This window comes from Aquipseudomonas guryensis, assembly GCF_014164785.1.
In the GTDB taxonomy this organism is placed as follows: Bacteria; Pseudomonadota; Gammaproteobacteria; order Pseudomonadales; family Pseudomonadaceae; genus Aquipseudomonas; species Aquipseudomonas guryensis.
The window spans coordinates 1601776-1628199 of the sequence record NZ_JACJFN010000001.1 but is presented as its reverse complement, the minus strand read 5'-3'; the positions used below and the strand labels follow the sequence as shown (position 1 = coordinate 1628199).

The 26424-nt window shown below is 54.7% G+C and carries 22 protein-coding genes and 1 pseudogene; 16 read left to right on the top strand and 7 right to left on the bottom strand.

Annotated elements, in window-relative coordinates:
* Positions 1–124 precede the first annotated feature (124 nt).
* The 3 genes from H3H45_RS07345 (at position 125) to H3H45_RS07335 (ending at position 2943) form a co-directional block, all read left to right on the top strand.
* Entirely contained in the window at positions 125–1189 is a 1065-nt protein-coding gene (locus H3H45_RS07345; RefSeq protein ID WP_182833041.1) for a tyrosine-type recombinase/integrase, read from the top strand.
* A 589-nt stretch (positions 1190–1778) separates the two neighbouring features.
* Positions 1779–2609, top strand: coding sequence for a hypothetical protein (locus tag H3H45_RS07340; RefSeq protein WP_182833040.1), 831 nt, complete (start codon positions 1779–1781; stop codon positions 2607–2609).
* A 16-nt stretch (positions 2610–2625) separates the two neighbouring features.
* Complete coding sequence (locus H3H45_RS07335; RefSeq protein ID WP_328822266.1) at positions 2626–2943, top strand: HigA family addiction module antitoxin; 318 nt, start codon at positions 2626–2628, stop codon at positions 2941–2943.
* A gap of 37 nt (positions 2944–2980) precedes the next feature.
* Here the strand turns inward: H3H45_RS07335 and H3H45_RS07330 are convergent, their stop codons facing one another.
* From H3H45_RS07330 to H3H45_RS07320, 3 genes are all read right to left on the bottom strand, one after another.
* Positions 2981–3277 carry a hypothetical protein gene (locus H3H45_RS07330; protein ID WP_182833038.1) on the bottom strand — a complete coding sequence of 99 codons (297 nt, stop codon included), beginning with the start codon at positions 3275–3277 and terminating at the stop codon, positions 2981–2983.
* Between the two features lie 13 nt (positions 3278–3290).
* The gene (locus tag H3H45_RS07325) at positions 3291–4355 is read right to left on the bottom strand and encodes a type IV secretion system protein (protein ID WP_182833037.1); all 1065 of its coding nucleotides are present in this window, start codon (positions 4353–4355) and stop codon (positions 3291–3293) included.
* Between the two features lie 237 nt (positions 4356–4592).
* Complete coding sequence (locus H3H45_RS07320) at positions 4593–5306, bottom strand: type IV secretion system protein (RefSeq protein ID WP_182833036.1); 714 nt, start codon at positions 5304–5306, stop codon at positions 4593–4595.
* Positions 5307–5809: 503 nt separating this feature from the next.
* Here H3H45_RS07320 and H3H45_RS07315 point away from each other — a divergent pair.
* The 9 genes from H3H45_RS07315 to H3H45_RS07275 all read left to right on the top strand — a co-directional run bounded on the left by H3H45_RS07315 (position 5810) and on the right by H3H45_RS07275 (position 16733).
* Complete coding sequence (locus H3H45_RS07315) at positions 5810–6238, top strand: hypothetical protein (RefSeq protein ID WP_182833035.1); 429 nt, start codon at positions 5810–5812, stop codon at positions 6236–6238.
* Between the two features lie 249 nt (positions 6239–6487).
* A complete protein-coding gene (locus tag H3H45_RS07310) occupies positions 6488–6793 on the top strand; it encodes a hypothetical protein (protein WP_182833034.1) in 306 nt (101 codons plus the stop codon).
* A 370-nt stretch (positions 6794–7163) separates the two neighbouring features.
* On the top strand, positions 7164–7979 hold the full coding sequence (locus tag H3H45_RS07305) for a hypothetical protein (RefSeq protein WP_182833033.1): 816 nt from the start codon (positions 7164–7166) through the stop codon (positions 7977–7979).
* A complete protein-coding gene (locus tag H3H45_RS07300) occupies positions 7976–10153 on the top strand; it encodes a DNA methyltransferase (protein WP_182833032.1) in 2178 nt (725 codons plus the stop codon). Before H3H45_RS07305 ends, H3H45_RS07300 begins: the two co-directional genes overlap by 4 nt.
* Positions 10154–10644: 491 nt before the next feature.
* Positions 10645–11112: a helix-turn-helix domain-containing protein gene (locus H3H45_RS07295; RefSeq protein WP_182833031.1), complete on the top strand. Its 468-nt coding sequence runs from the start codon at positions 10645–10647 to the stop codon at positions 11110–11112.
* A complete protein-coding gene (locus H3H45_RS07290) occupies positions 11109–11684 on the top strand; it encodes a PIN domain-containing protein (RefSeq protein WP_182833030.1) in 576 nt (191 codons plus the stop codon). The genes H3H45_RS07295 and H3H45_RS07290 overlap by 4 nt, the downstream gene beginning before the upstream one ends.
* A 150-nt stretch (positions 11685–11834) precedes the next feature.
* Complete coding sequence (locus tag H3H45_RS07285; protein ID WP_182833029.1) at positions 11835–12605, top strand: nuclease-related domain-containing protein; 771 nt, start codon at positions 11835–11837, stop codon at positions 12603–12605.
* A gap of 38 nt (positions 12606–12643) precedes the next feature.
* Entirely contained in the window at positions 12644–13564 is a 921-nt protein-coding gene (locus tag H3H45_RS07280) for a restriction endonuclease (RefSeq protein ID WP_182833028.1), read from the top strand.
* 148 nt (positions 13565–13712) lie between these two features.
* Entirely contained in the window at positions 13713–16733 is a 3021-nt protein-coding gene (locus H3H45_RS07275) for a DEAD/DEAH box helicase (RefSeq protein ID WP_182833027.1), read from the top strand.
* A 106-nt stretch (positions 16734–16839) separates the two neighbouring features.
* Here the strand turns inward: H3H45_RS07275 and H3H45_RS07270 are convergent, their stop codons facing one another.
* The 3 genes from H3H45_RS07270 to H3H45_RS07260 all read right to left on the bottom strand — a co-directional run bounded on the left by H3H45_RS07270 (position 16840) and on the right by H3H45_RS07260 (position 18656).
* Entirely contained in the window at positions 16840–18036 is a 1197-nt protein-coding gene (locus H3H45_RS07270) for a type II toxin-antitoxin system HipA family toxin (RefSeq protein ID WP_182833026.1), read from the bottom strand.
* The gene (locus H3H45_RS07265; RefSeq protein WP_182833025.1) at positions 18036–18287 is read right to left on the bottom strand and encodes a helix-turn-helix transcriptional regulator; all 252 of its coding nucleotides are present in this window, start codon (positions 18285–18287) and stop codon (positions 18036–18038) included. Before H3H45_RS07265 ends, H3H45_RS07270 begins: the two co-directional genes overlap by 1 nt.
* Before the next feature lie 93 nt (positions 18288–18380).
* Positions 18381–18656: a hypothetical protein gene (locus tag H3H45_RS07260; protein WP_182833024.1), complete on the bottom strand. Its 276-nt coding sequence runs from the start codon at positions 18654–18656 to the stop codon at positions 18381–18383.
* A 497-nt stretch (positions 18657–19153) separates the two neighbouring features.
* Here H3H45_RS07260 and H3H45_RS07255 point away from each other — a divergent pair, with 497 nt between their 5' ends.
* From H3H45_RS07255 to H3H45_RS07245, 4 genes and pseudogenes are all read left to right on the top strand, one after another.
* Positions 19154–19537, top strand: coding sequence for a hypothetical protein (locus tag H3H45_RS07255; RefSeq protein ID WP_182833023.1), 384 nt, complete (start codon positions 19154–19156; stop codon positions 19535–19537).
* Between the two features lie 289 nt (positions 19538–19826).
* Positions 19827–21743, top strand: a pseudogene (locus tag H3H45_RS20400) (M10 family metallopeptidase C-terminal domain-containing protein); the annotation flags it as partial.
* Positions 21744–21920: 177 nt separating this feature from the next.
* Complete coding sequence (locus H3H45_RS20395; protein WP_407926683.1) at positions 21921–23027, top strand: calcium-binding protein; 1107 nt, start codon at positions 21921–21923, stop codon at positions 23025–23027.
* 140 nt (positions 23028–23167) lie between these two features.
* Entirely contained in the window at positions 23168–24169 is a 1002-nt protein-coding gene (locus tag H3H45_RS07245) for a hypothetical protein (RefSeq protein WP_182833021.1), read from the top strand.
* Positions 24170–24552: 383 nt separating this feature from the next.
* Here the strand turns inward: H3H45_RS07245 and H3H45_RS07240 are convergent, their stop codons facing one another.
* Positions 24553–26340, bottom strand: coding sequence for an alkyl/aryl-sulfatase (locus tag H3H45_RS07240; RefSeq protein WP_182833020.1), 1788 nt, complete (start codon positions 26338–26340; stop codon positions 24553–24555).
* Between the last annotated feature and the right edge of the window lie 84 nt (positions 26341–26424).

The window sequence follows — 26424 nt, the reverse complement described above, 5'->3', positions numbered from 1 at the left end:
TTAAAGCCGCGCACTGCGCGGCTTTTTCATGCCTGCAGCAAAAACAGATAGACCAGTCCTATAGTCCAAAGGTACAAATTCAGTACAGTGCCGGTACAGCGGTACGCTTTTGGAGTAGGAAAAAATGGCCACCATCGTCAAAACGGATGCCGGCACCTGGAAGGCCCTGGTACGCAAAACCGGCTGGCCGACCAATACCAAAACCTTCCGCACCAAGCGTGATGCCGAAGACTGGGCACGCCGTACCGAAGACGAAATGGTCAGGGGCGTATACATCCAGCGCAGCGGCTCCGAGCGCATGACCTTGGAAATGGCACTGAAACGCTACCTCAGCGAAATCACTCCGACCAAGAAGCCGACCACCCAGCGCGCCGAAGCCACCAAGGCCCAACAGCTGATCAGCCACCTGGGCAAATACTCCATGGCTGCCCTCTCCGCTGAAATCATCGCCAGCTACCGCGACACCCGCCTGGCCTCAATCACCAATCGCGGCAAGCCCACCAGCAACAACACCGTGCGCCTGGAGCTAGCCCTGCTCAGCCACCTGTTTACCGTGGCCATCCAAGAATGGGGCCTGGGCCTCAGCTTCAATCCAGTGCTGAACATTCGCAAACCAAGCCCCGGCGAGGGCCGAGACCGGCGCTTGTCTGCAGAAGAAGAACGTCGCCTGCTGACAGCCGTCAATAATCACAGCAACCCCATGCTTGGCTGGATCGTCCGCATCGCCTTGGAAACCGGCATGCGCTCATCTGAGATCACATCCCTGCGCCGGCATCAGGTCGATATGAAAAAGCGCGTGGTGCGCCTCTCCGACACCAAGAATGACAGCGCACGCACCGTCCCACTCAGCAAATGGGCCACTGAGACCTTCCAGGCAGCGCTGAACAACCCAATACGCCCGATTGACTGTGACCTGGTGTTCTTTGGCGAACCGGGCAAAAACGGCAAACGCAGCCCCTACGCCTTCACCAAGACCTGGGGTTTGCTGAAAACCAAGCTGGGTATGCCTGATCTTCGCTTCCACGATCTGCGCCATGAGGCTGTAAGCCGATTGGTCGAGGGCGGCCTATCCGACCAGGAGGTGTCCGCCATCAGCGGCCACAAGTCGATGCAGATGCTCAAGCGCTACACGCACCTCCGTGCGGAAGATCTTGTAAGCAAGCTGGACAGACTGGTACGCGAGCCTTAGCCCCCTGCACGCAGACTTGGCACGCTCCAGCTAGGCGGACACGTCCACCTAACTGAATCGCACCTCTACTAAAAAGCCTTACTCATCCAGGACTGCCTGCTGTCAGTCAGTTATTTTCAAAAAACTCAAAATAAATTCATGCCTAAACCCCGCCAGAGGATAAGCATATGACCCGCAAAGGAAAAATAAATCACACAAACATCAATATATGCAATATTGATAAATCAACTTAACAACATCAATTAATCAAACTAAAAACATCAAATAAAACAGCCAATCAGCGATTTGACATATATCTGTAAAAGATAAAAATACGGCCACCTACGCCCAACTACTGAAGGTGCGCCAATGTCTACGGAAGAATATCTTCTCTCACGCTTCGGCCCATTAATGAGCCTTGCAAACATTGCTGAACTGCTCAACCGATCAGCGGACGGCCTGCGCGTCTCGCTTTACTCGGACACTGACCTATCGAGAAAACTAAAACCGACAATGGTTCGTATAGGCCGTCGCGTTTACTTTAGGACTCTACAAGTTCAAGACGCTTTAGAGCTCTCTACTGCAGCAAGCGGCATCAGGGCCTAAGTGCATGTCTGACACTGTTATTATCAAGCGCAAAGTCCGAAGGGACTTTACTACCCTGCCTAATGATTTGATACGCGATAGCCGTATCTCATGGGGAGCCCTTGGCCTTCTGGTTTACATACTCTCGCTGCCAGATGATTTCAGACTGCGCCTTTGCCATCTTGCTAAGCAAAAGTCTTGCGGCCGCGACGCGACCAGAGCCCGAGCAAAAGAACTAGAGAACGCCGGCTATCTGCTTATCACGCGAGAGCGAGGTACACACGGCCGATTCAGCAGCACGCTGTGGGAGGTCTCCGATACCCCTACCCTCCCAGCACCTACACAACCACGTTCGGGTTTTCCGTACGTGGTGGAACCAGAAACGGAAAACCCGAATACGGTGCCTCCGTCTTCGGAAGACCCGACGCTACTAAGTACAGATACAAAACAAGTACTAAGAGAAAAAAGAACTACTACTACAAAGCCGTTTGAAGGTGTGCAATCACCCGCTCATGCTGTCCTGGAGTACCCCGTGGGGATATCCGCCAGCGACAGACCAGCAGTAGACAAGGCTCTATCAGCAATACCAATCGAGGACGCCCAAGCACTACTGGACGAGTTGGCAGGTGCATTGTCACAAGGAGGGGTCATCCGTACGACACCCATCCGATGGCTTTTTGGACTGCTGAAGCGCTATGAGAAAGGTCAGTTTTGTCCGACCCATAAGCAGCCAGCCAAAGACCGCCAAAAGCGTGATCAGGTAGCTGTGCCAGCCAGACCTATGGCAGCCAACGAAGTAGCGATGGCACATTTGAAAGGCTTAAAGGCTGGACTTGGCCGCAGCCTTACCCAATGAATAGCTCCGGGGAGGCATGGCTACTCACCTTGCGTACGCCGCGATGCGCACAATCTATGCAGGAGTTCATATGCCCATGCACAACCCGCCACACCCCGGCGAATCCTTACGGGAAGACATACTTCCAGCACTGGGACTAACAGCGGCAAGCCTGGCTAAACGCATGGGGTGCCCTCCCAGATCACTTTCAGCAGTCATGCTGTGCCAAGCTCCAGTAAGCAACGAACTCGCTGCACAGCTCGAATTAGCGGGCCTGGGCAGAGCCGGCCATTGGATAGCCCAGCAAGCTGCTTATGATCTTTGGCAGGAGCAACAAAAAAGCCCTCGAAAATGAGAGCTTTCAAGTAATTCACAACCGACGCAACTCGAAGTTAGATCGGTCTAGTCTCATTGGGGCGTCGAAGCTTGTTAAACAAGAGAAAAGCCAACGCAACATAGAATGCAAAAACACTCAGCAGTTCGCTTAACGAATCCCCCTTGACCACGTCAACACAAGCCTGCAAGACGGCTATCCACGTTACAAGCAAGCAAATACTCAGCAGAAAACAATTCGCTGTTTGTGCAGCTATTCTTTCAGCACTCAGTGCAGCACGAAAAAAACTGATGCTTTTACGCGCCAGAGCAGCCACTAAGAAGGTTACCGCTAAAGCGACGAAAAACGCAGGCAAGACCATATTCCACCTAGCTCCGTGACACCCTATTAAAACGCGACGCAGTTAACTGCCTATATGCCGCCATAGGAATACCGGCAGCTCTTGCAGTTTTACCTGGATTTTGGCTTGCCCACCTTGCATTACTTTCCTTTTGACGCCGAGCGGCGCGCATATCAGACAGAGTTTTCCCTGAAGCAATATCTTTTGCACCAACCACTCCGCCTTTAGCCTTACTATAAACTGCGCCCGCAGCACCTAAAGTAGTAATCGCAACACCACCACCTAAAGCAGACGCAACAGAGTTAACCTGTGCAAGCAGGAGCGATCCGATAGCACAAATAGCTGCTGCTGGCACAATGTCACTTACTTGCGGATCAAGCCTTATTGCCGCGCCACCTTCCAGAAGATACATTTCAAGCACAGCCATAACTAGCTTTATACACGCACCTGCAAGTACAACTACAAAACCATAATTTAGCGCCTGCCCCAGCCAGCTCTCAAAAAATCGTTTCGTTGAATCGAACATCAGCAAAACTATAAATATCGGCCCCAGGGCAAGTAAAATGGCCAACATAAATTTAGACAAACACAAGAGAAATGCTGCGTAAACCGTCAGAGCCAAACCAACAACCCAAACCGCAATAGCACAAAGAATCAATCCGACATGCGGGATAGTCGAAGCAGTACCTTTGGCCCAGAACGCAGTGCCTAGCGAATACATCTGCGACATTAGGCTATCGAGGTATGACGCAGATCCCGAACCAGCCGCCCCTTGAACGACGAGCGCTGCAAGTGCCTCGGGGAAACGCCAAATAAAGTCGACTACAGCACTATTGTAATAGCCTACGTTCAGAGCGATTCCAGTGATGATGGAAAGCCGCACCACCCTCCATGCAAAGTCCGTAACCGGTTCTTCAATCATTCCTCGCATCATCATGAATCCATGAATAATGAAATAGAGTACTAACAACTGCGCAGTCACGGACCCAAGCGAACCTATTACACCAGCGACGACGTCACTGACATATACCACCAGAGCAGTATCTAGCTCAGAGAATATTCGATTAAAAAATCCAAATTCGGCATCGTCCATTTCGCTACCATCCTTTACGCTTGACGAATTCAGCAGAATCCCTGCCCATGGCTGCGGATACTTTTAAGCATTCAGGATCACCAGGCGCCTCTGTACAAAACCGCCTCAGGTATTCTTGCTGAGTGTATGCCTTTCCATCCAAAATGATTTTTGATGGATTATCAACATACGGAGCGCCCTCGTTGCAGCCCATGAGCAACAAAGACGCCATTGCTAAAAGCATAATTCCTTTCATACTTACCAGCCCTCACGCTTAACAAACCCACCGGTTTTAATTGCAACTTCTCTGGATTGCTGATCCAGCACCTCGCGCTGGCCAGAATGCAACTGTGCCAATAGCGCAATTTTGTTCTGCTCGTTCTGCAGTAGCATTTGCTCGCCCTGTATTCTGGCTTGCAAATCCTGGATATCCTTAAGTTCCACAGCACCATTTACTTTTTCCAACAGCTCGTTCAACGACCTAAACCTGGCACTGACTTGGTTGTACCCATCTTCGCTCAGCGACAGGCTCAAAGCGTTCTGACGCTGTGAATCCTGATACACGCGCATAGCGTCACCATCCATTGACAATCCAGTTTCTTCCGCCCCAAAAATCTGCGCCACATCAAGTACTGCGCTGTAATCTGCCTCCCCCATTACAGATTGCCACTCACCCGCTAGATATTCGTAATCGCTTCTAGACAAACTGCCCATACCACGACTGCCATTCATGCTGTTATGCGTATCCTGCATCTGCTGGTGTTGCTGAACCAGCTGTTCATATTGGGCCTGCATTTCGGCAATTTCCTTTCCCCACTGCACAACGGTTTGCGCAAACTCCGCAACTCGCATGCCATTGGACACTCCATCTATAACAGGTATCCCAGCGCTGGCCGCTTGATGGCCTACCAAAGCCGTAAAGACCAGACCACTACCCAAACACCTTATTAGTAATTTAGCGTAAGCATTCATAATTAATTACCCATAAAAACCAATCTCGCACAGCAGTTAAACAGCAAATATAAATTACTTCCACCAAACTTGGAAAAAAGGATGCCAGGGGAAGTACATGAAACAACCACACAATGACGCTTCTAAAACTTAAGCTTCTTTGGCACACCCTGAAAGCGCTTTATATCTGTATTAGCTCTGCATCTTTTCTGTATTCTTTCTGCATCCCCACGCATCCTTCCTGCATTCCTTTTGTATTCTTTTTGTATCGCATCTGCCTACACATCAAAGATGAGGAAATTTACTAGTGCAGGATAGGTCGGCGAGCGGCAATCCTGACATAACTACTAGGCATGCCACTGACATCTGCTTACAAGTGGAGAACCATATGCGGACTGATCAAATTTTCGCGTCCGCGAAAATCTTGCGCATATTTATGATTTTTCGCGGACGCGAAAATAAACTTGGCAGATAGCCTAGCCGCAGGCATACGCCTGCTGGTCAACATTCAAGGGGGAGAACCAATGGCCCAGGAAGAGAAGGATCACCTCTTTACCCGGCTGCTAATCGAGTACCAAGAGCGGTTTGCAGAAAGGGACGAGCTGAATCGGACGCTCTGGCTTGCAACCAATGAAGAGAATGAGCTGATGTCATTCATCGTCGTGCCAGGAGAGACTGCTGATGAGTCGATAGAGCGCTACAAGGTCAAGCTGCTGGCCATCGCAGCCGCCTTGGAGTCCCTGCCATGTGCCTCCACCGAGCAGCGCAACATTGCCGAGCTTCGCCACACGGCCGCCCATGTGAGCGCCACCTGGCCCGCTGAAAAAGCTACCCCCGAAGGCGAAGACTATCTTTCTGGCCTTGCCCGTATGGGGCCAGGTGAGTTTTCACAGCACATCGACGAGCTGTACAACCAAACGCTAGAAGACCTGCGCTCGGAAGGTGCGGTCTGAAACAAGGAGGGGCGGTCTCGGCTCAGAACATGGGTATCATGCATCTGAGATTTTCGCGGACGCGAAAAAATATGACCAATCAGTCACACAGCTATTTTCGCGTACGCGAAAATCTTAGCGCAGAGAACCGAACCGACAGCATCGTGCGGTAAGCCTTTGCCCCCTAAAGAACACTTGCAGACAATGACCTTGACACGGTTCCAGCACCACACTGAACCTTCTAATTTGCTAGAAAGACACTCTATCTGTATGAAGCTACTGAACGTCTATGACGACCGTGACGACGCCGAAAGCGCGGCAACAAAGCTAACTGGCAGCAAGCGGCTAGCCAGCGAGCGTGATGCAACCACTGTGATCTATAACCTTTTTGGAATACCGAGCTGGGGCAATTTTCATCGGTTGGGAATGTACAATCTCGATGAGCTGAAATCTCTACTTGAGCGCCGGGCTCAGTGGGGCACAGCCGACTACGCAAGGCATACAGAGATAGTGGCCGCATTAAAGACAGTGGCTAAAAATTTCGGGATCGAGGTTCCGCCTCATTGGATAGTTTGAGCTAACCCGAAGAGCCATCAAAGGTCCCTATGCGTTAGTAATCCTGTGAAGACGCGCGCCCTAAAGACCCCGTCGTAATGTGATGCCTCCATTCGGGAAACTGGCTGCGAGCGGTACACATCATCAAGCGCTAGACCAACAGCGGCGACGACCTGTCGACCAGCCTAATGGCCCTTGCCACCCTGGGGTTTGAGCGTTCCGGCTGTTAAGATGGCCGATGCTTTTTCGCTAAGGGTTAGGAACCGCGTCCAGTCGAGTGAAGAATGGGAGTTGGCGGAAAACCTCTGAAATCATTTTGGAACAAATAGAGCAGAAATCGCCTGGCTATGTGCGATGTCGTGGCGCATGGCGCACTCATTTAAGGAATAACATGACCCAGAAGACAACCGCGTTTGACGTGTTCGAGAAATGCGTTCAGGCAGTCCAAGCCGGTGAGCTAATCGAGTCAGTCTCGGCGAAGGACAAGGAGTTCCACTTCCAGAATTGGTTTCAGAAGCGTCTCCAGAGCCTGGAAATGCACTTCGAGGGTTCCGGCCGCAACACCTACCCTGATTTCAGCCTGGTGGAATACACCGAAGGTTATGAAATTAAGGGCCTGGCATGGCCAGGACGCGAGCGCGATTACGACTCAAACAGCCAAGTACCAACTGGCTACCACAACGGCCGTCAAATTTTCTACGTATTCGGACGCTATCCCGCCGACCTATCTGGTTATGAAGAGCAGGGCAATGGCCGCAAGCAGTACCCTGTCGTTGACCTTGTGGTGTGCCACGGAGACTTCCTTAACGCTGATCATGACTATGTCCACAAAAATAAAAGCGTGAAGGGCTTTGGCACATACGGTGACATCATGATCCGAGACCGGAAGATGTATGTTGCTCCGACGCCCTTCGCGTTGACCGAAGGCACCACGGGCCTGATGACTCTTATCCTGCCGGAAAACTTCGGGAATGATGAGCGGTACCAGGTGGTAGGAAACCTCACACGCACCGAAGCTGAGACGCTGGTGGTTGGCTACAACTTTGACCTACGCACGAATGAACTGCGCGCAGAGCGCGTGCCCAACCCGCGCGCAGGTACCGAGCACCGATTTGTGGCATATCGGCTCAAGGATCAGACTACCAAAGCTGTTTCAATGACCGGCACTACGGTACAGCCCGACGAGAGCAGGCTGGAAGAAGAATGAACTCCATCACCGACAAGATTGGTCTTGCTCCTGCAACAGCCGCAACCGCTTTAGAGTGCGACTTTCCGCTGGTTGAGATCAGCCAAGTCGCTGAGCAGGAAAGCTGGCGAAAAGAGATCAATCGGCCTATCTATCACATCCACAAGTGGTGGGCGACCCGTCTCGGGTCGGTTTTCCGTGGCATTACGCTCGGGGCTTTGAGTCAGCCGGGTACTGACATCTGGGCGCAGTTTTACAAGACGCACGACCTAGCCGGTAAGGTAGTGCTGGATCCATTCATGGGCAGTGGGACGACGCTTGGCGAAGCGGTCAAGCTCGGATCCAAGGCTATAGGATGCGACATAAACCCAGTCAGCACGTTTCTCGTTCGCCAGGCGTTTACACCCGTATCAGAGGCACAGCTTCGCTCCGCCTTCGAACGGCTGGAGCGGAATGTGGCACCGGAGATTCAACGGTACTACCAGACACGCGACCCTCTGACGGGTGACCTGATCCAGGTGCTTTACTACTTCTGGGTCAAGACCGTCACGACACCAGAAGGTGAAGTGATTCCACTGCTTTCTCGATATGTCTTCTCTCAAGACGCCTATCCGAAGAAGAAGCCACGGGCACAGATCGTGTGTCCTAGCTGCTGGAACGTGCTGGAGGATCGCTACGACGCTGTCGATCTTCGATGCCTGCACTGTAACCACCAGTTCAACCCACAGGATGGCCCAGCAGCAGGCCAGTACGTAACCGCCAAGGGAGGCCAGCGCTATCGTATCAAGGAGATGATTCCCAGGGATGGTACCCCGCCCACACATCGCATGTACGCGATGATGGCGCTGCGCGCTGACGGCACTAAGGTCTATCTACCGGTCCGTAATGAGGACTTGGCGCTCTACGAGGAAGCTAAGAAGCGGCTTGATAGTGAATCGCTGCTGCTACCAGAAACATCTGTTAGACCAGGTCATAACACCGACCAGGCACGGGGCTACAACTACACAAAGTGGCGTGACTTCTTCAATGCTCGCCAACTGCTGTGTCTTGGGCTTCTGCTGCGTGAAATTTTGTGCATCGACGACGAAGTTGTACAGGAGCAGATGCTGTGTTTGTTCTCCAGCACCTTGGAGTTCAACAATCAGTTTTGCAGTTTCAAGGGCGAGGGCACCGGGGCAGTTCGGCACATGTTCTCGAACCATATCTTGAAGCCTGAGCGCACACCGCTGGAAAATTCTGTATGGGGTACTGACAAGAGCAGTGGTACGTTTCGCACACTTTTTGAATCGCGACTTTTGCGCGCCAAACGCTATCTCGATGAGCCGTTCGAAATCGCCCTTGGATACGACTCTGATGGTAATCGCACTGGTTCGCACAAGATTGTTGCTAGCCATCCGATCCGTGCACGTCGCGTCGATACATGGGCGGAGCTAGAAGCGGCAGATCACGGCCTGCTGATACTTAACGGTGATAGCTCGAAGTTGCCGGTTCCATCCAGATCGGTCGATGCGGTTGTGACCGACCCGCCCTACTTTGATTTCGTTCACTACTCGGAGCTAAGCGATTTTTTCTTCGCCTGGCTCTCGCCCGTGCTGCGTCACCGCTATCCGTGGATGGCACGCGAGGACTCGTCTGACGAAGGTGAAGTGCAACACAAAGATCCGCGCGTATTCGCACGTCAACTTGCTTCTGTATTTACCGAGGCGTGCCGCGTACTAAAGGATGATGGTGTTCTAGCTTTCAGCTTCCACCACTCGCGCGCAGAGGGCTGGGCTGCAATATACGAGGCTATAAACAAGGCTGGGATGGCCGTCGTGGCGGTTCACCCTGTCCATGCCGAGCTACGAGCTGCGAGCCCCAAAACTGCGGCTAAGGATCCCATTAGCCTTGACGCAATTCTCGTATGCCGTAAAAAGGAGTTTGCGCTTCAGCAGTCACCAGTAATCCAGGATGTCCGTCAGACAGTCGATGCCTTGGCATCCAGACTACAAGCTGCTGGCATGCGAATCTCCACCGGAGATCGTTTTGTAATCGGGGCATCCCAGACTTTGATCGCTCGAGCAGCCGAGGATCTGAGTTTCGATGAAATCAAGGCTGACCTTGAAGTCATACGCCTGGCCGTAGGGCCTGAGGCAGGTGACTCCGATGAGAAAACGTCAACCGCCCAGCAAGACCTATTCATAACTACAAGTTAACAACTTTTATCCTCAAAGAAACCCTTCCTACTCAGAAGCGCTAGATATGCTCATCCGGGCGGGATGTATGGCTGTCACCCGTTTGCAACACATTGGGTGAATGCGCGGCGATAAATTAATTCGGGCTGTAAGTCAGCAAGCCTTCAAACAGCCGCCGCGCAAACACCTACCCTAGCCCGCCCCTTAGCGCATGAGCTGCGACGCATTGACAGGTGAGCTGTCCAGCCAGCAAACCGTCCACAGTCCATGGACGGTGGACGTACCGCTACCAGCATGTCACCTGCCTTTGATGCCAGAAGGCCAAAATTGTCTCCAAGGCTCACACCACATCGGCGATTTTGGTGGCGACGAAACCCGCTCAAAGGGAGCCATCATTCCACGCCAAGCCGTTTCGTTTATTGCGATTTTCGTTTATTTCGAATATAAGGTTATCTGTGGGTGCCGAACAGCAACCACGATGACAATTGAATGCACAGCTTTTGGAGATAGCCATGACCACCGCCGACCTCACTCGCACCGTTCTTCCCGATGAGAAAGAAATCGCTGCGGCTGTGGAGTCAAGCCGCCAGTTAGCTGCATTCCTCACCACCAAGCTTGAGACCCAGCGCATTGAGCTGATTGACGAAACGCAGCAGCGCGAAGTCGTCGAGCTGCCTACGTTCGCCCTCCGCTTGCTCGGCGAAATCCTGAGCGAACTCGCCCTTGGTAATGCCGTCAGGGTCGTCCCTATTCATGCCGAGCTGACTACCCAGGAAGGTGCGGATATGCTCAACGTTTCGCGGCCACATCTAGTGAAACTGCTGGATCAAGGTGCGTTGCCACACACCAAAACCGGCCGGCATCGTAGGATCAAGTTCGCTGATCTGATGGCTTACAAGGAACAGCGTGATCACGCGAGCCGCGTTGCTATGGATGAACTAGCGGCACAAGCCCAGGAGCTAGGGATGGGGTACGAATGAGGCATTCACCGTTCACCGCTTTCTATGATGCGAATGTTCTCTACCCGGCACCGCTGCGCGATTTTTTGATGCACCTGGCACTGACTGGCGTATACCGAGCACGCTGGTCAGCTCAGGTTCATGACGAGTGGAAGCGAAATCTTCTAATCAATCGGCCGGAGCTAACCGCCGAACAATTGGACCGAACGTCCTCGTTGATGGATAGGGCTGTGCCGGATGCTCTGGTGGTTGATTACGCCCCACTGATTGAGGGGCTTAACCTCCCTGACGTTGATGATCGCCATGTACTTGCAGCGGCAATTAAGTGCAACGCCTCAGTCATCGTGACGTTCAACCTTAAGGACTTCCCCAAAGACGTCCTCGATACGTTTGATATTGAACCTGTGCACCCTGATGACTTTATTGCTGACCTTTGGGATCTCGACAAAGCAGCTGTTCTCGAAGCCGCGCAGCGGCAGCGAGCATCGCTGAAAAACCCACCACATACTGCGCGGCAATACCTCGACAAACTACTGCAGCAAAAACTCCCCGAAACCGTAAAACTACTCTCCGCGTTTGAGTTCCTGATCTAACCGACACTGCCGAGGTAGACCGCGTTTTACGAGATGCGGCGAAACCATATCGGTATGCCTCCAGCCCTAGAAACGCCATCGAATTCTTTCGTCCAGTTACGTCTACTTTCGGTACTATCCGGTTAACTCAGGATTGCTGAAGGTTAAGAAATGGACTTCACACCCATCGTCGCGCAGCTCTTGAGCATGTTGAGCTGGTTTATCCCGGCTGCACTGCTGATCGGCCTGCTCAAGTCGCCCTGGGCCAAGGGCCAGATTGGCGAACTCCTGGTGCAGCTGTTTGCCCATTGGCAGCTGGATAAGCAGACCTACCGCCGCCTGCACAACGTCACGCTGAACACGCCAGACGGCACCACACAGATCGACCATGTATTCCTCTCGCCTTACGGCATCTTCGTGCTTGAAACGAAGAACATGAGCGGTTGGATCTTCGGTAGCGAAAAGCAGCCACAGTGGACGCAGAAGCTCTACAAACGCACGTTCAAATTCCAGAACCCGCTGCGGCAGAACTACAAGCACCTCAAAGCACTGGAAGCCACCCTTGGCGTTAACCCCGAGCACCTGCACTCGGTCATCACCTTTGTCGGCGGCAGCACTTTTAAAACCGAAGTACCGGCCAACGTGACCCAGGGCATCGGCTTTATCCGCTATATCAAGTCATTCCAGCAGCCGCTATTTAGCGCTGCGGAAGTCGACGCCATGTTGCACGCCCTGCAATCCGGCCGCCGCGCACCGACGCTCGCTACCCACCGCGAGCATGTACATAACCTCAAGCGCCGTAGTGATCCGACAGCCGAGCGGCAATGCCCCAAATGCGGTAGCGCCCTGGTTATTCGCACCCGTAAAACAGGGGCCAATGTCGGCCAACAATTCTGGGGCTGCTCAACCTTCCCCAAATGCAAAACCATGCAGAGCCTTTAGCACGCGGCCCTAACATCAACCCTGCGCCTGGAGTCGCAATGCCCGTCCCTACCTACGACCAGTTTATTGAGCCGATCCTGCGCTACCTGGCCGCCACGCCCGAAGGCGCGACAGCGCGTGACGCCCATGAGGCCGCTGCTGATGCGCTGAACCTGTCGGAAGCACAGCGCCAAGAGCTTATTGCCAGCGGCCAGGCCACGTACAAGAACCGTGCAGGCTGGGCCCATGACCGCCTCAAGCGCGCCGGCCTGTCCAGCAGCGCCAAGCGTGGGTACTGGAAGCTGACTGACGCAGGCATTACCTATGCCGTCCAGCACCCCGCCCCTCTGACTGCGGATAAGGTCGAACAGCTCGCCATTGGCTTTATGAATGTAAAACTCAAGACCCCGACTGATGCTGTGCCACTCGACGAACAAGAACAGCCTGCGCCCGCAATCAGCTCAGCCACCATTAGCCCTGACGACCGCCTGGAACAGGCTCTACGTGAGCTACGCGAGGCAACGGCTACAGATCTGCTGGATAACCTTCTGCAAGTAAGCCCCAACCGCTTTGAAGTCATCGTGCTGGATGTGTTGCACAGCCTTGGCTACGGCGCTAGCCGCAACGATCTGCAGCGCGTCGGCGGCAGCGGTGATGGCGGTATCGACGGAGTGATCTCTCTCGACAAACTCGGCCTGGAAAAAGTCTACGTCCAGGCCAAACGCTGGCAGGGAACAGTTGGCAGGCCAGAGCTGCAGGCCTTCTATGGCGCTCTTGCAGGGCAGAAGGCCAAGCGCGGCGTGTTTATCACCACCTCAGGCTATACAGCCCAGGCAATCGACTTTTCTCGTTCGGTGGAAGGCATGGTGCTGGTAGACGGCAACCGACTGGTCAACCTGATGATGGATCACGAGGTTGGTGTAACTTCACGTCTGCTCAAACTGCCGAAGTTGGATAGCGACTATTTCGATGAGGAGTAGCTGCACAGAAAAATTAATCTGCCAATTTTCCATCGCTTGTTATTAATACAATTCTACACATTGCTAAACAGCACCTTGATTTCTAAAACCATTTCTATGGGATTCGAAGACACTTCCAACGCATGGAAAAAAGCACCTAGAGGGATATATGGCTCAAAGGATTATTGATTATTTAAATAAAAATACGGAAGGCCTAAGGGGCTGTCAGCGCTCCGCGCTAGAGTCATTTGTTGATTATAGGAAGGCGGAATCTACAGAAAGATCTTTTCTAGTCAACCTGCCTACAGGTGCAGGCAAAACTGGCGTCATAACCCTTATCTCTCATCTTTGCGATGAATCTAGAGTTCTTGTGGTCTGCCATAGAAAAGCAGTTAAATCTCAGCTGCACCGAGAGATCTCTAAGAAGTTTTTCCGCAAGACCCTTAATGATAGCGAAATAGAGCTTAAGGCCACCTATAGGGACAACAACTTTAATCAAGGCTGCGGAATCTATATTACAACTTTTCAAAAGCTATCTACACTTGATGATAGCTCTCTGACTGAGGTTCAGGCTAGTTTCGACTTAATCATCGTTGATGAGGGGCACTCCGAGCCATCCCCGGTATGGCGAGAGATTATTCGCCAAAGCAAAGCAGTGAAGGTAGTTGTAACGGCAACGCCATACAGAAACGATCTATTCGAACTCAACATTAATACCGAAAAATACTTCGTATATACATTTCGTCAAGCCTGCAATGATGGCGTCATAGTTGAGCCCGAATTTTATCAGGAGCAGAGAGAGGATTTGCTTTCGGTAGTTAGCGGATTCCTAAACAAACACCCGAACCTTAAGTGCATAGTTAAGTGCAAAAGCCTGGCGGACGTACTTTCGTATCATGACATATTCTCTCAGGAATTCGTAACTGTAAGCATCCACGACAAAGTTGAAAATCCAGGGCAAAATCTTAAATTTCAAAGCGTTGCCCTTGCCTTAAAGGTTAAAGACTCCCGCATCATTATTCACCAGCATAAACTTGATGAAGGCATAGATATACCAGAAGCTAAGCTACTAGTACTTACGTACGCACTAGGTAGTGGTCGCGAACTTGTTCAATCCATAGGTCGGGTAGTAAGAAAATTTGATGGCTCCGCGCCAATAGTCATCGACATGGCCGGCGGCTCCAACGAGGGAATGTGGAAAGGATATTTAGCGTTTGATAATTACATATCGCACGATGGGGGAGCGAGGGATTTTATTAGGTCACTAAGCACCAGCTATCTCATAGAAGGTTTCTTGAATGGATTTCCTCAGTATAGTTACTTTGGCGGGAGATTTAGAAAACGCCTAGATTTGGCAGAAATATCCCCACTTGAGGATATCAACATCCCAATGGCGTCAGTTTGTTTTATACAGAAAAACGAAGACTTCTCTCTTCCTTTGCTCATGGATAAACTTTACTGGGAGTTACATGGCAAAGGAGCCCTAGTAAAAGAATATCGAGATGTAATGGATTTATCTTTGATAATTTATGTCTCGTTCAAAAGCTCACGTTTTTTCTCAGAAAAATTGTTCTTTGAACCTAAGCTAGACGTCATTGTAATAAAAGACGCAGATGATTGCGTGGCTATTTATGATAGCGGCGGCGGCAGATATTACAATCAGTCTTCTTATGGCCTTGGTGCATCACTAGACATCGGAAAGCTTACTGCTCTAGCTGCTATTACCCCAGACAGGCTTATAAAAGAAACTCACGCAAGGGCTGTTGGGAGTGCAACCCAAAGACCTGAAATGGTTGCGCAAAAGGGAACTGACTTAGGAAATGCTCAAGCAACCCAGCGCAACTCAAAATATGCTCTCTCGATGCTAAGATTTGATAACTTCGGGAGAGACGGAAGTAAATGCAATAGCTTTTATGTCGGGACAAGATCAGGGCGTATTGCCGACCAAAAAGAGAGCAACTTCACCCTTCGCGACTTATCTGAATGGGTGGACACCGTTGCCAGTCAAATGCGCAGAGGCGGGAGCGTAGGGAGGTTAATAAAGTCATATGCCCAACCTAGCACCGACCTGCCCAACTGCAATCCAGCATCGATAATTTTGGACTTCTCCGATCTAGAACAATCTGTACCGGTTCGCAATGGCTTTATTTCTCCAGACTTTCATTACATTGACGGATGGCCTATATTTGTATTTTCAATAGATGGCGATACGATAGAGTTAGAACTTAACTACGCCGCTGAACGGACCGAGTTCTCCGTTGCTTTAGCCGGAGGATCGATTGGAGTCCCCGATTTTGAAGATATAGTTGAGTATATAAACACCCATCAAAGAATAAAAATTCTTTTCCAGGACGGAACCACTTATCTTCCTGGAGGTTTTTACCGCCTCTCCCTGCCTTATGAGCAGGGCATAAGTATCGAGGAGTCTTGGGCAGGATCGGTGTTATTTGATGTACCAGCCTTAAACGGTACAAGCCTGAAGGAGAAGGGCGTCTCGGACGGACATGGTAATTACATAAACACCACTCCAGGAGAGTTTGATCGAGACTCAATATTTTACAAGCTAGACCTTCTAAGAAACAGCGGCAACCCAAATGTATTGTTCTCTGATCTTGGCGAATTTGCCAGGTACATTCCAGGATGTGACTTGGTGGTTTGTGTCGACATGAATACAGAGCCCTGTGACTTTATATTGTCTTCGCCAGACAAACTCTGCTTTGTCCATATAAAATGCGGAAAAACAGCTAAACCCAGTGCCTCAGCAGGTGCTCTAGCTGAAGTTGGTAGCCAGGCTATCAAAAACATTCATTACCTTATCTCCAATAATGACACACACCTTCCTGGTAATTTTGGCATATGGAATGACACATGGCCGAGCGCCGGATCTGGATATGCCCTTGCGACACGATATAGGCTTTTCAATGGAGTTGTTTCACACCCACCATCAACCGACGGTTCAACTTCAAAGGATGTATGGAACTTGATCTGTAGTAGAAGGAAGTCACTCCAGTGCAAAAAGGAAATCTGGATTGTGGCGGGCCAATCTTTTTCAAGGAGCAGCTTCGTTAATTCTATGGCACGAGGACAGGCTGCACCTGCAGAAGCAATACAGGCGTACCAATTGATAGAGGACTGGGCGGGCACGACAAACGAGTATGATGTCGCACTTAAAATTTTCACGTCACCCTAGATTGAACACTAACTTAAAGCTCATTGTACCCGCACGAAGCTACGCACGATTTCACTGGGATTGCAGCGTTTCAGGGCAACTCATAATCAACTGAATTGTCAGCACGCTAGCCAAAGGTTTTCATAAACGGGCCAGCACAATGTCTGATTGCCGCGACCACATGCGGTGCCTGCTCGCCCAGTTCAGTTGAGCGAGCCAGCACCCGTTCCAGCGCTTGCAACTGCTCGCGGATCACTTCTTCTGGCCGCGCCACATCACAGACTTGAGCGAAGTCCAGCAGCCCCTGCCGCGACGCAAATAGCGACTTATTGCCCACAAGATCCAGCGCCAATACGTCCTCTGGAATATAGGCCGTGGTGTTGACGATATCGTAGGCCGGTGCGAGTCGCGCATCGCGCTGAGTAGGGTCGGAATACAACAACCCGAAGTTCTTCAGATGGGCGTCGCCATTACCGACGATGCAGCTCAAGGTCACTATGGCAAATAGCTGCGCCAGTGAGCTCTGCACCTGCTCGGGCGGGCAGAACAGTCGGATGGCCTTGGCAATGGCCGAATAGCTCTTGCTGTATTTCTGCTCCGCAGCCAGCCCCATCAATGCCGCCATGTCCTCGAAACCGATGGGGTTGAGCTGCTTATCCCGGTCGAAGCGGCGCATAACGAACAGCTTGGCGTTGGCGGAGAGGTAGAACTCCGGCACCGCAATTCCCGCCTCCCTGGCCACGGACATGCAAAGGAACTCGTTTATCGCCAACCCCGGAAACTCATCCCGACCGCTCTTGATAATCAGGTCAGAGGTTTTCGAGGTGACGCGCTGTGGCGCGGAATCCTGATGCTCAGGCACCAGTACTTTGGGCTGCACGCCAGATATACCGGCGCGCAGGATGTAGCGATCCACCAGGCCGGCAAAAATATCTTCTGCACCGTCCCAAGCGAGGATCTCGTCCAGCCTTTCTCCGGGGAACTGCTGTCGCCGCAACAGCGCATCGACTTCCGGCGAGCTGACCGCCACTCGCCCGATAGGCGAACTGCTGCCGGACAGTGCTAACAGCAACATTGGGTCAACGTTTGCCACCTTGGCCAGACGGTTGCGCAACTGCTCCAGGACGTAGCCTTCCGGCAGGTTCATCTGGAAGATTGGGTGCAGCTCCCGGTGGCGGTATTCGTCCAGGCGCACCGGCATGAGCAAACTGATCGCCGCCTGCGCCTCGGCGTCCTCGTGGTAGCGGAACAGATAGTCTCCGGCGCTGGTAAGAATCTTCCCGCTGTCGCCCTCTGGCGTTGCAACCTGCAGCACGGCCGTCATCAGTCGAATACTCCGTGGATTTCGTCCAGAGTGGGCATGGCTGCCGGCACCACATTGAGCTCAGAGTCGAGGGCTGCCAGCACTCGTGCATAGGCCATCATCCCCACCGAGAGGTCGCCCTTCTCGATGGCAATAACCTTTTGCCGGGTGATGCCGGCCAGGGAAGCGAGCGCGGCCTGAGTCAGTCCGCGATTCAGACGGCGCTGCCGAAGCTGCTCGCCAAGGCGCAGCGTGATGAGTGAATAGTCCATGTTCTGTATACGCAACAAATTATATGAAATGTAACGTATACCGAACTAACGGAGAAATCAAAGCGAATAGGCTGTTCAGCCCAAGAACCGACGCTACGCGGCCATATAGCGATCCACCACCAGACGCAGTTCGCGACTGCGTTGGCGGTAGGTTTCCAGCACCTGCTGATAGGTCTCTACGGTTGCCCCCGGTAGCCTGTACTGCAGATCAAAGGCTTCGCTGTCCATTGCCTCCCACTGCGCGATCAATTGCAGATCCGGCTGGGCTTTCTGGCTTTCCGCATGAATCAGATAGGTCAGACCCGAGACGAAAAAATCAATCGTGTCCTCGACGCTCTCCAATAGTTCCAAGCATTGGCTGTGGGTCATTTCCAGCTCTGCGGCTCCCGGTAACAACATGCTGCCTCCTCTCAAGCGACTCCCAATCTGAGCCTCGATCAGTTCCAGATTGGGACTGATCGAGGGCTGTCGCGTCAACGCCTGATCCGCAACACGATCAAAAGCACCTGCGCGGTCATAGCCCGATGGAAAAGCAAAACCTGACCGTTTCGCGGTACAAAAAACAGTACACTGGCGGTACAGTGCCCAGCTTTTACAGATTTCGCTAAATTACGCTCAACCCTCTCTACGGCGCTACTTTCAGCTAACTGTACCTGCGCTAAGCTACGCCCGATTTCACTGGGCTTGCAGCGTTTCTAGGCAACTCATAATCCTTTGGTCCACGGTTCGAGTCCGTGTGGGCCCACCACCTTCAAAGCCGCGCACCGCGCGGCTTTTTCATGCCTGTAAGAAAATAGCTAAGCCCACACCTGCAACAAGCCGTGTTTGCTGACATCCATGAACGCCACTGTGGCAAAAGGAACAACATGAAGCTTAAGGCACTCCTTATCGCTGGACTCACGGTGCTGCTGGCAGGTTGCGAGGTTCTGCTGTTTGGCAATGTGATTGTCGGCTGCGCCATGAGGCCTGACCCGGAGATCATGCCGAAGGCGCTTCCCGCTGCAACAGTGGGAGTGCCGTATCGTGTGCTCAACGCCAGCACGCCCCTCAGCAAGCTGCTGGTGGCTCCCGATAAGCCTCTGCCCGAGGGACTGGAGTTGACCCATATGGAAAGAGAAAAGCAGGGGGTGATTCAAGGGGCTCCTACCACTGCCGGAAGCTACCACGTGCTGGTCTATGGCAGTACCTATGGCACCCAATGTGCCGGCCAACCTGTCGAGCGGCTCTACCAGCTCGACGTTCAGAGTTAGCCCACGACTGGGCGCAAGGCTCCATAGGAGCCAAGCCCGTTCAACTCGGGAAGTGCCCTGAACAAGGCTGCAACAACAGCCGCCCAGAGGTGAGCCCAGCCCCCGCGCACAAGCCAATTACGACACTGCATGCGCTGCCGCGAGAAAGCCTAAATAGGCAGGTCGTGTGCAAAAAACGGACATTTGTCGGCAACATCTTGAGAATACCGGGATTGCCCCCTAAATTAGCCGCCCGATCTAGGAGGCCGTTGCCTCCTTTACTTTACTGTTGCCAGGATGGTGATGCTGTATGCCGAGCCCTAGCGGATCTACCGCCTTTTCCTATGTTGGTCTGTCCAACGATAGCCAGATCGATAGCCTAATCTATGGCACCAAATGGGGCAGCACCACCGGTTCCGGGGTCACGCTGAGTTACAGTTTCCTGAACTCCAGCTCCCAGTTCGCCAGCAACTACTCCTCCGACAACGAACCTCTATTCGACTTCGTGCTCACCTCCGGGCAGCAGAGTGCGGCCACCGCCGCCCTGGCAGAGTGGAGTGCAGTTGCCAACATCACCTTCAGCAAGGTCACCGAGACCAGCAGCCAGGTCGGCACCCTGCGCTTCGGCGGCTATCTGGCGATGGACGACCAGGCGGCGGCCTGGGCCTATCTGCCCGGTTCCACGGCCTCGGCAGGCGATATCTGGCTTCATCCCTACACCAGTACTAATCCCCAGCCGGGACAATTCGACTACCACGTACTGGTGCATGAGATCGGCCATGCCCTCGGCCTCAAGCACCCCTTCGAAACCAGCTTCCTGAGCGGCGAAACGCTGGCCGGCACCGAGTACGACGATGTGCGCTACACGGTGATGAGCTACAACGACCCCTACTACTTCGAGCCCACAGGCCCAATGCTGCTGGATATCGCCGCCATCCAGTACCTGTATGGCGCCAACATGAACTGGCAGACCGGCAACAACACCTACAAGTGGGATGCCGGTAGCAGTGTGTTCGAAACCATCTGGGACGCTGGCGGCACCGACACCATCGATGGCAGTAACCAGGCCAGTGCGGTGAACCTCAACCTCAACGCCGGCAGCTTCAGCAGCATTGGCAAGGCTTTCTGGAACGGCAGCACCTACATCAATAACTGCCTGGCCATTGCCTACGGCGCGCAGATCGAGAACGCCACCGGTTCCAAGTACAACGACACACTCACCGGCAACGCACTGAATAATGTGCTCAACGGTGGCGCCGGCGCCGACCGCATGACCGGTGGCAACGGCAACGACACTTACTACGTGGACCACACCGGCGACGTGGTTAGCGAGAGCGAAGCCGACCGAAACCTCGGCGGTAGCGACACAATCTACAGCTACCTAAGCGCCTACAGCCTCGGTGCCAACCTGGAAACCCTGCGCCTGATGAGCAGCAGCACCGCCAGTGGCAGCGGCAACGCGCTAGACAACACCCTCTTCGCCGGCGCCGGTAACAACAGCCTGAATGGCGGCGACGGCAACGACACCCTTTCCTATCGCTATGCCAGCCTAGGCGTTACAGCCAGCCTGGCCCTGAGCAGCGCCCAGACCACTGGCGGCTCCGGCAGCGATACCCTGCGCAACTTCGAAAATCTCTACGGCAGCAAGTACGACGACAAACTCTCCGGTAACGCTGACGCCAACAAGCTGGGCGGCGACGCCGGCAAGGACGTACTTGACGGTGGAGCCGGTGCCGACCAGATGATCGGCGGTGACGGCAACGACACCTACTATGTCGACGACAGCGGCGACAGCGTTAGTGAAGCCAACGCCGACGCCGCCATTGGCGGTACCGACATCGTCCTCAGCTACCTGGCCGACTACAGCCTCGGCGCCAATCTGGAAAACCTGCGCATCATGGCCAGTGGCAGCGCCAACGGCAGCGGCAATGCGCTGAACAACCTCATCCACGCCGGCGTCGGCGACAACGTGCTGGATGGCAGCAGCGGCAACGACACGCTGTCCTATCGCTATGCCAGCCAAGGCGTCAGCGTCAGCCTGGCCCTGAGTGGTGCGCAAAACACCGGCGGCTCCGGCAACGACACCCTGCTGTCGTTCGAGAACCTCAACGGCAGCCAGCATGACGACCACCTGATCGGTACTGCGGCAGCCAACAAACTGAGTGGTGATCTGGGCAACGACATCCTCGACGGCGGCGCAGGCGCCGACCAGATGACCGGTGGCGATGGCAACGACAGCTACCATGTCGATCACACCAGCGATGTGGTCAGCGAGACCAACGCCGACCGTACCACCGGCGGCAGCGACACCGTCCTCAGCTACCTGAGTGCCTACACCCTCGGTAGCAACCTGGAAAACCTACGCATCATGGCCACTGGCAACGCCAATGGCAGTGGTAATACGCTGAACAATGTCATCTATGCCGGCGCCGGCAACAACGTGCTCGACGGCAGTAGCGGCAACGACACGCTGTCCTATCGCTATGCCAGCCAAGGCGTCAGCGTCGACCTGAACCTGACCACCAGCCAGGCCACGGGCGGCTCCGGCAGCGACACCCTGCGCAACTTCGAGAACCTCAGCGGCAGCAAGTACGACGACAAGCTGCTCGGCAACAGCGCCAACAACAAACTCAGCGGCGATACCGGCAACGACATCCTCAACGGCCGCGGCGGCGCCGACAACATGATCGGTGGCGACGGCAACGACAGTTACTACGTCGACAACAGTGGCGATATCGTCAGCGAAACCAATGCCGACCTAGCCAGTGGCGGCAGTGACACCGTCTACAGCTACCTGAGCGCCTACAACCTCGGTGCCAACCTGGAAAACCTGCGCATCCAGGCCACCGGCAACGCCAACGGCAACGGTAATGCGCTGAACAACACGATTCATGCAGGCAGCGGCAATAACCGCCTCGACGGTGGCGCTGGCGAAGACACCTTGTCCTACTCCACCGCCACTGCCGGCATCACCCTCAACCTCGGCCTGACCAGTGCCCAGGCCACGGGCAGCTCCGGCAGCGACACCGTGCTCAACTTCGAGAACCTCACGGGCAGCAACTACAACGACCGCCTCACCGGTAACAGCCTGGCCAACACCCTGCGCGGCAATGCCGGCAACGACCAGCTCAACGGCGGCCAGGGCAACGACATACTGATCGGCGGCAGCGGTGCTGACCAACTAACCGGCGGCAGCGGGCTCGACCGTTTCATTTTCAACGCCCTCAGCGAATTGGGCCTGGGCTCGCTGCGCGACGTGATCGAGGACTTCAAGTTCGCCGAGGGCGACCTGCTCGACTTCTCCGGACTGGACGCTGACAGCACCACCGTCGGGGTGACCGAAACGTTCGCCTTCATCAACGCCGACGCCTTCACCGAGGGCAGTGCCACCGCACAGCTGCGCTTCGAGGGGGGCATGCTCTACGGCAGCGTGGACGCCGATGCCGATGCCGAGTTCGAAATCCAGCTGATCGGCGTCGCCAGCCTGGACAGCAGCAGCCTGGTCGCCTGATCGGTGCCGGACTCTCAGCGCCCCGGAGCCTCCGGGGCGCCTGGCTAAACAAAACATCCAGCAACACCCTGGCCTTGGCTAGAATCCCTACTCGAGCGGCTATCCCCCGCCCACCCAGGACTCCCATGCAAAGGATCTGTATGAACAAGTACCTCTGTATTCTTGCCGCACTAATCAGCCTCTCCAGCACCCAACTGCAAGCCGCCACTACATCGACCTCCTGCAGCTCGACTGCACCCAGCGGCTATGTGATGACCAAGATTCAGGAGCGCTCCAACTCCTGCAGCGGTGGCAACCTCTACACCTACACCCGGCTGGCCGGGGAAAGCGTGCTGGATACCTGCATTCGCACCACACCCAGCGGCTGGATCAACACCAAGGAACGTAGCTACACCGGCAGCGGCATCTGCGGCAGCTCCAGCGGCACGCCCAAGACGATCTGGCAAATCACCAACAGCTATGGTCAAACCAAGCTCAACTCCTGCACGCGCACCCTACCTACCGGCTGGGTCATCACGCGCCAGACAAGCTACTCGGGGTCAGGTGATTGCGGCATGGCAAGCGGCAGCAAACGCACCCAGTACGAAGCGCAAAGCACGGCAGGGCAGAGCCAGATGAGCGTGTGCAATGCCTCTACCCTGCCTAGCGGCTGGGAGGTTAGCGCGACCTCCAGCAGCACCAACTGCGGCACCGGCTCCGGCAATCTGTGGAAAATCCTCAATACCAAGCCGCTGACCAAGGTCGCCCTGCACCACTACATCGGCAAGACCGGTGACAACCTGTATGTCACCAAGCGCGATGACGCCGGCATGGCCCTGTACAAGTACAGCTACAACGCTATCGCCGCACAGGTGCCCAGCAGTGCGGCGTTCGGCACGACCGTGCTGCATCGTTACTACAACGCCAGCATCGCCAACAGCTTCTACACCATCGGTCGTGACGACGCCTCCTACAGCAAATTCGGTTATACCTATGCGGGCGCGGCAGCCAACGTGTTCACGGCCAAGGTGCCCAACGCGACGGCCCTGCACCGCTACTGGAACCCCACGACCAAGCACCATTTCTACAGCGTCGTGTACTCCAGCACGGGCATCAACGGCTTCAAGTACGAGAAAGTCGAAGGCTACGTGTACAACCCCTGAGCCAGTCCTATCACCAGCCCTGACTTTTCTGCCAACAGGTCAGGGCTGCTGATGCGCAGGTACCGCACACCCAACCGCACCCGCGCGCCTTTCGCTATTCTTAGCCCCCATCACCCCCTTGCTCGTTATAGCGAAAGCCCGACCCCGATGCTCGCGACCGTCGGCAATACCGACCTCGCGCCCGCCCAGCGCATTCAGCCGGTCACTCAGGCGCTCGATCAGCGCTGTTGATCGGGGCCGTTGGCCAGGTTGCTCAGCTCATCCTTATCGCTTTGCGTGTCGTACCGTTACATGTGGGCCAGTGAGCAACACCGAGCGTGAAGGCCAGAGCGCGTGGTGTTGACGTGGCAGCCAGCCATCCGCTTGATGAGCGCGCCAGTGGCTCAGCGCACCGTCAGAGCAATCGGCGCATCCGCGAAGTCGAAGCAGCCGAGGAAGGTCTTGATCTCCAGCAGATCGCCATCGACCTTCACATCGCCCAGCAGCGCGCCCTTGAGCAGGCCGTTCTCGCCGCTCATCACGGTGTCCAGGTAGCTTTTGTCGAGGGTCAGCTTGAGCGTGGTGCCCGCTGGGATGCCCTGATGCAATTGCACCACGCCGCGGCGCACTTCCAGCGCCCATTCCTCGTTGATATCCGGGAAGCTGAAGCCCAGGGTCAGCTGCACATCATTGGCCTGGTCCGGGTCGACGCGGGTGATCCAGTTCTGCAGGAAAACCTTCGCCGGGAAGTTCTTCAGCATGTCCGGGGAGAGGAACGCGCTGCGCATGTCCTGGGCCAGCTGTTGCACCTCGTCACTGTCGAACTTGCCTTCCAGCTCCATGGCGCTCATCAGGTACCAGTTGCGCCAGTTGATGTTCATGCTGGCGTAGCCGAGTTTGCGGAAGCTGCGCGCCTTGATGTCGCGGGCCAGCTGATCTTCGGGGTCCAGGCTGATGACGTAGCTGGCCAGCTCCGCAGCCCACTGGTGTTCACCCTTGAGATAGGCCTCGCCGGCAGCCAGCAGCACCTTGTCATGCCCGCCCATCAGGGCGATCAGGCGCTCGGCTTTCTGCTTGGGCGGCAGCGGGTCGAGCGCCACCGGGTCACCCTGAAACCAGCCCAGGTAGCCGTTGTAGATCTGCCGCACGCTGTGCTTCACCGTGCCGTAGTACTCGCGCAGGTAGGGCGTGTAGCCGGCCAGGTGCGGCGGCAGTTTGACCTTCTCGACCAGCTCGTCCGGGGTCAGGCCCTTGTTCATCCAGCGCACGCTCTGGTCGTGGATATAGGCGATGCCATCGCGGGTCATGCGCAGCACTTCCTCGACCTGCGCCTGGCCGCTGACCGGGCGACCATGCAGCGGCACCATGTGCTCGGCCTGATAGGCGCGCAGCTTGTCCAGGCTCTCGACCCACACCACCGGGTCGCGGAACTTGGTGCCGCGCAGGGTGTGGATATTCGGCAGTGTCGGCCCCTGCTCCACCTCGGCGCTGATCAGCACGCGGTTGGCCGGCAGGTAGACGGTGATCTCGTCCGGAGCCTCGCTGGGCACATGCAAAAACTGCAGGTCCAGGCCGGCGATACGGGTGTCGAGCTTGTCCTTGAAGGTTTGGGTCGGCGCGATAAAGGTCGAGGCCTCAACCTTGGCCAGCGGCCCGATGCCGGCGTTCATCTGCTCGCGGTCACTGTCTGGCAGGCCGGCGCCGAAGCTGTAGCCGGAGCGCACCGAGAGAATCGGCCCGACCAGCGCGCCCTGGGCCACCACATTGGCCAGCAGGGTTTCGTGGGCGATGATCTGCACCTCGCCACTGCGCACCTGCTCTTCCGTGACGAAGGCCTTCACGCCGTTGATATGGTCCGGGTGAAAGTGGGTGTAGACCACGGCCTTGACCGGCTTGTCGCTGATCTTGCGGAACTCGGCCATGATCTTGCGCGACTCGCTGACCGCTTCACCGGTATCGACGATGATCAACCCTTCCGGCGCCTCGATCATCGCCACGTTGCCGAGCTGCCAGCCGACCGCCGAATAGACGTTGTCGGCCACCCGGTAGACCTTCTGCACGAAGTGCTTGGTGTGCTCGGCCAGCTCCGGGTGGATCGAAGCGGCAATCTGTTCTTCGGGCAGCGCTGCATGGCTGGCCAGGGGCAAGGCCAGGCTCAGCAGCACGGTGGCAGTTCGGTTGCGTGAAAACATGCGCAGACGCTCATAGTGGTGGGCAGTGCTGGCAGATTGGCCAATGGCAGCCAATAATTCCAATGCATTCCAAATCAGACAATG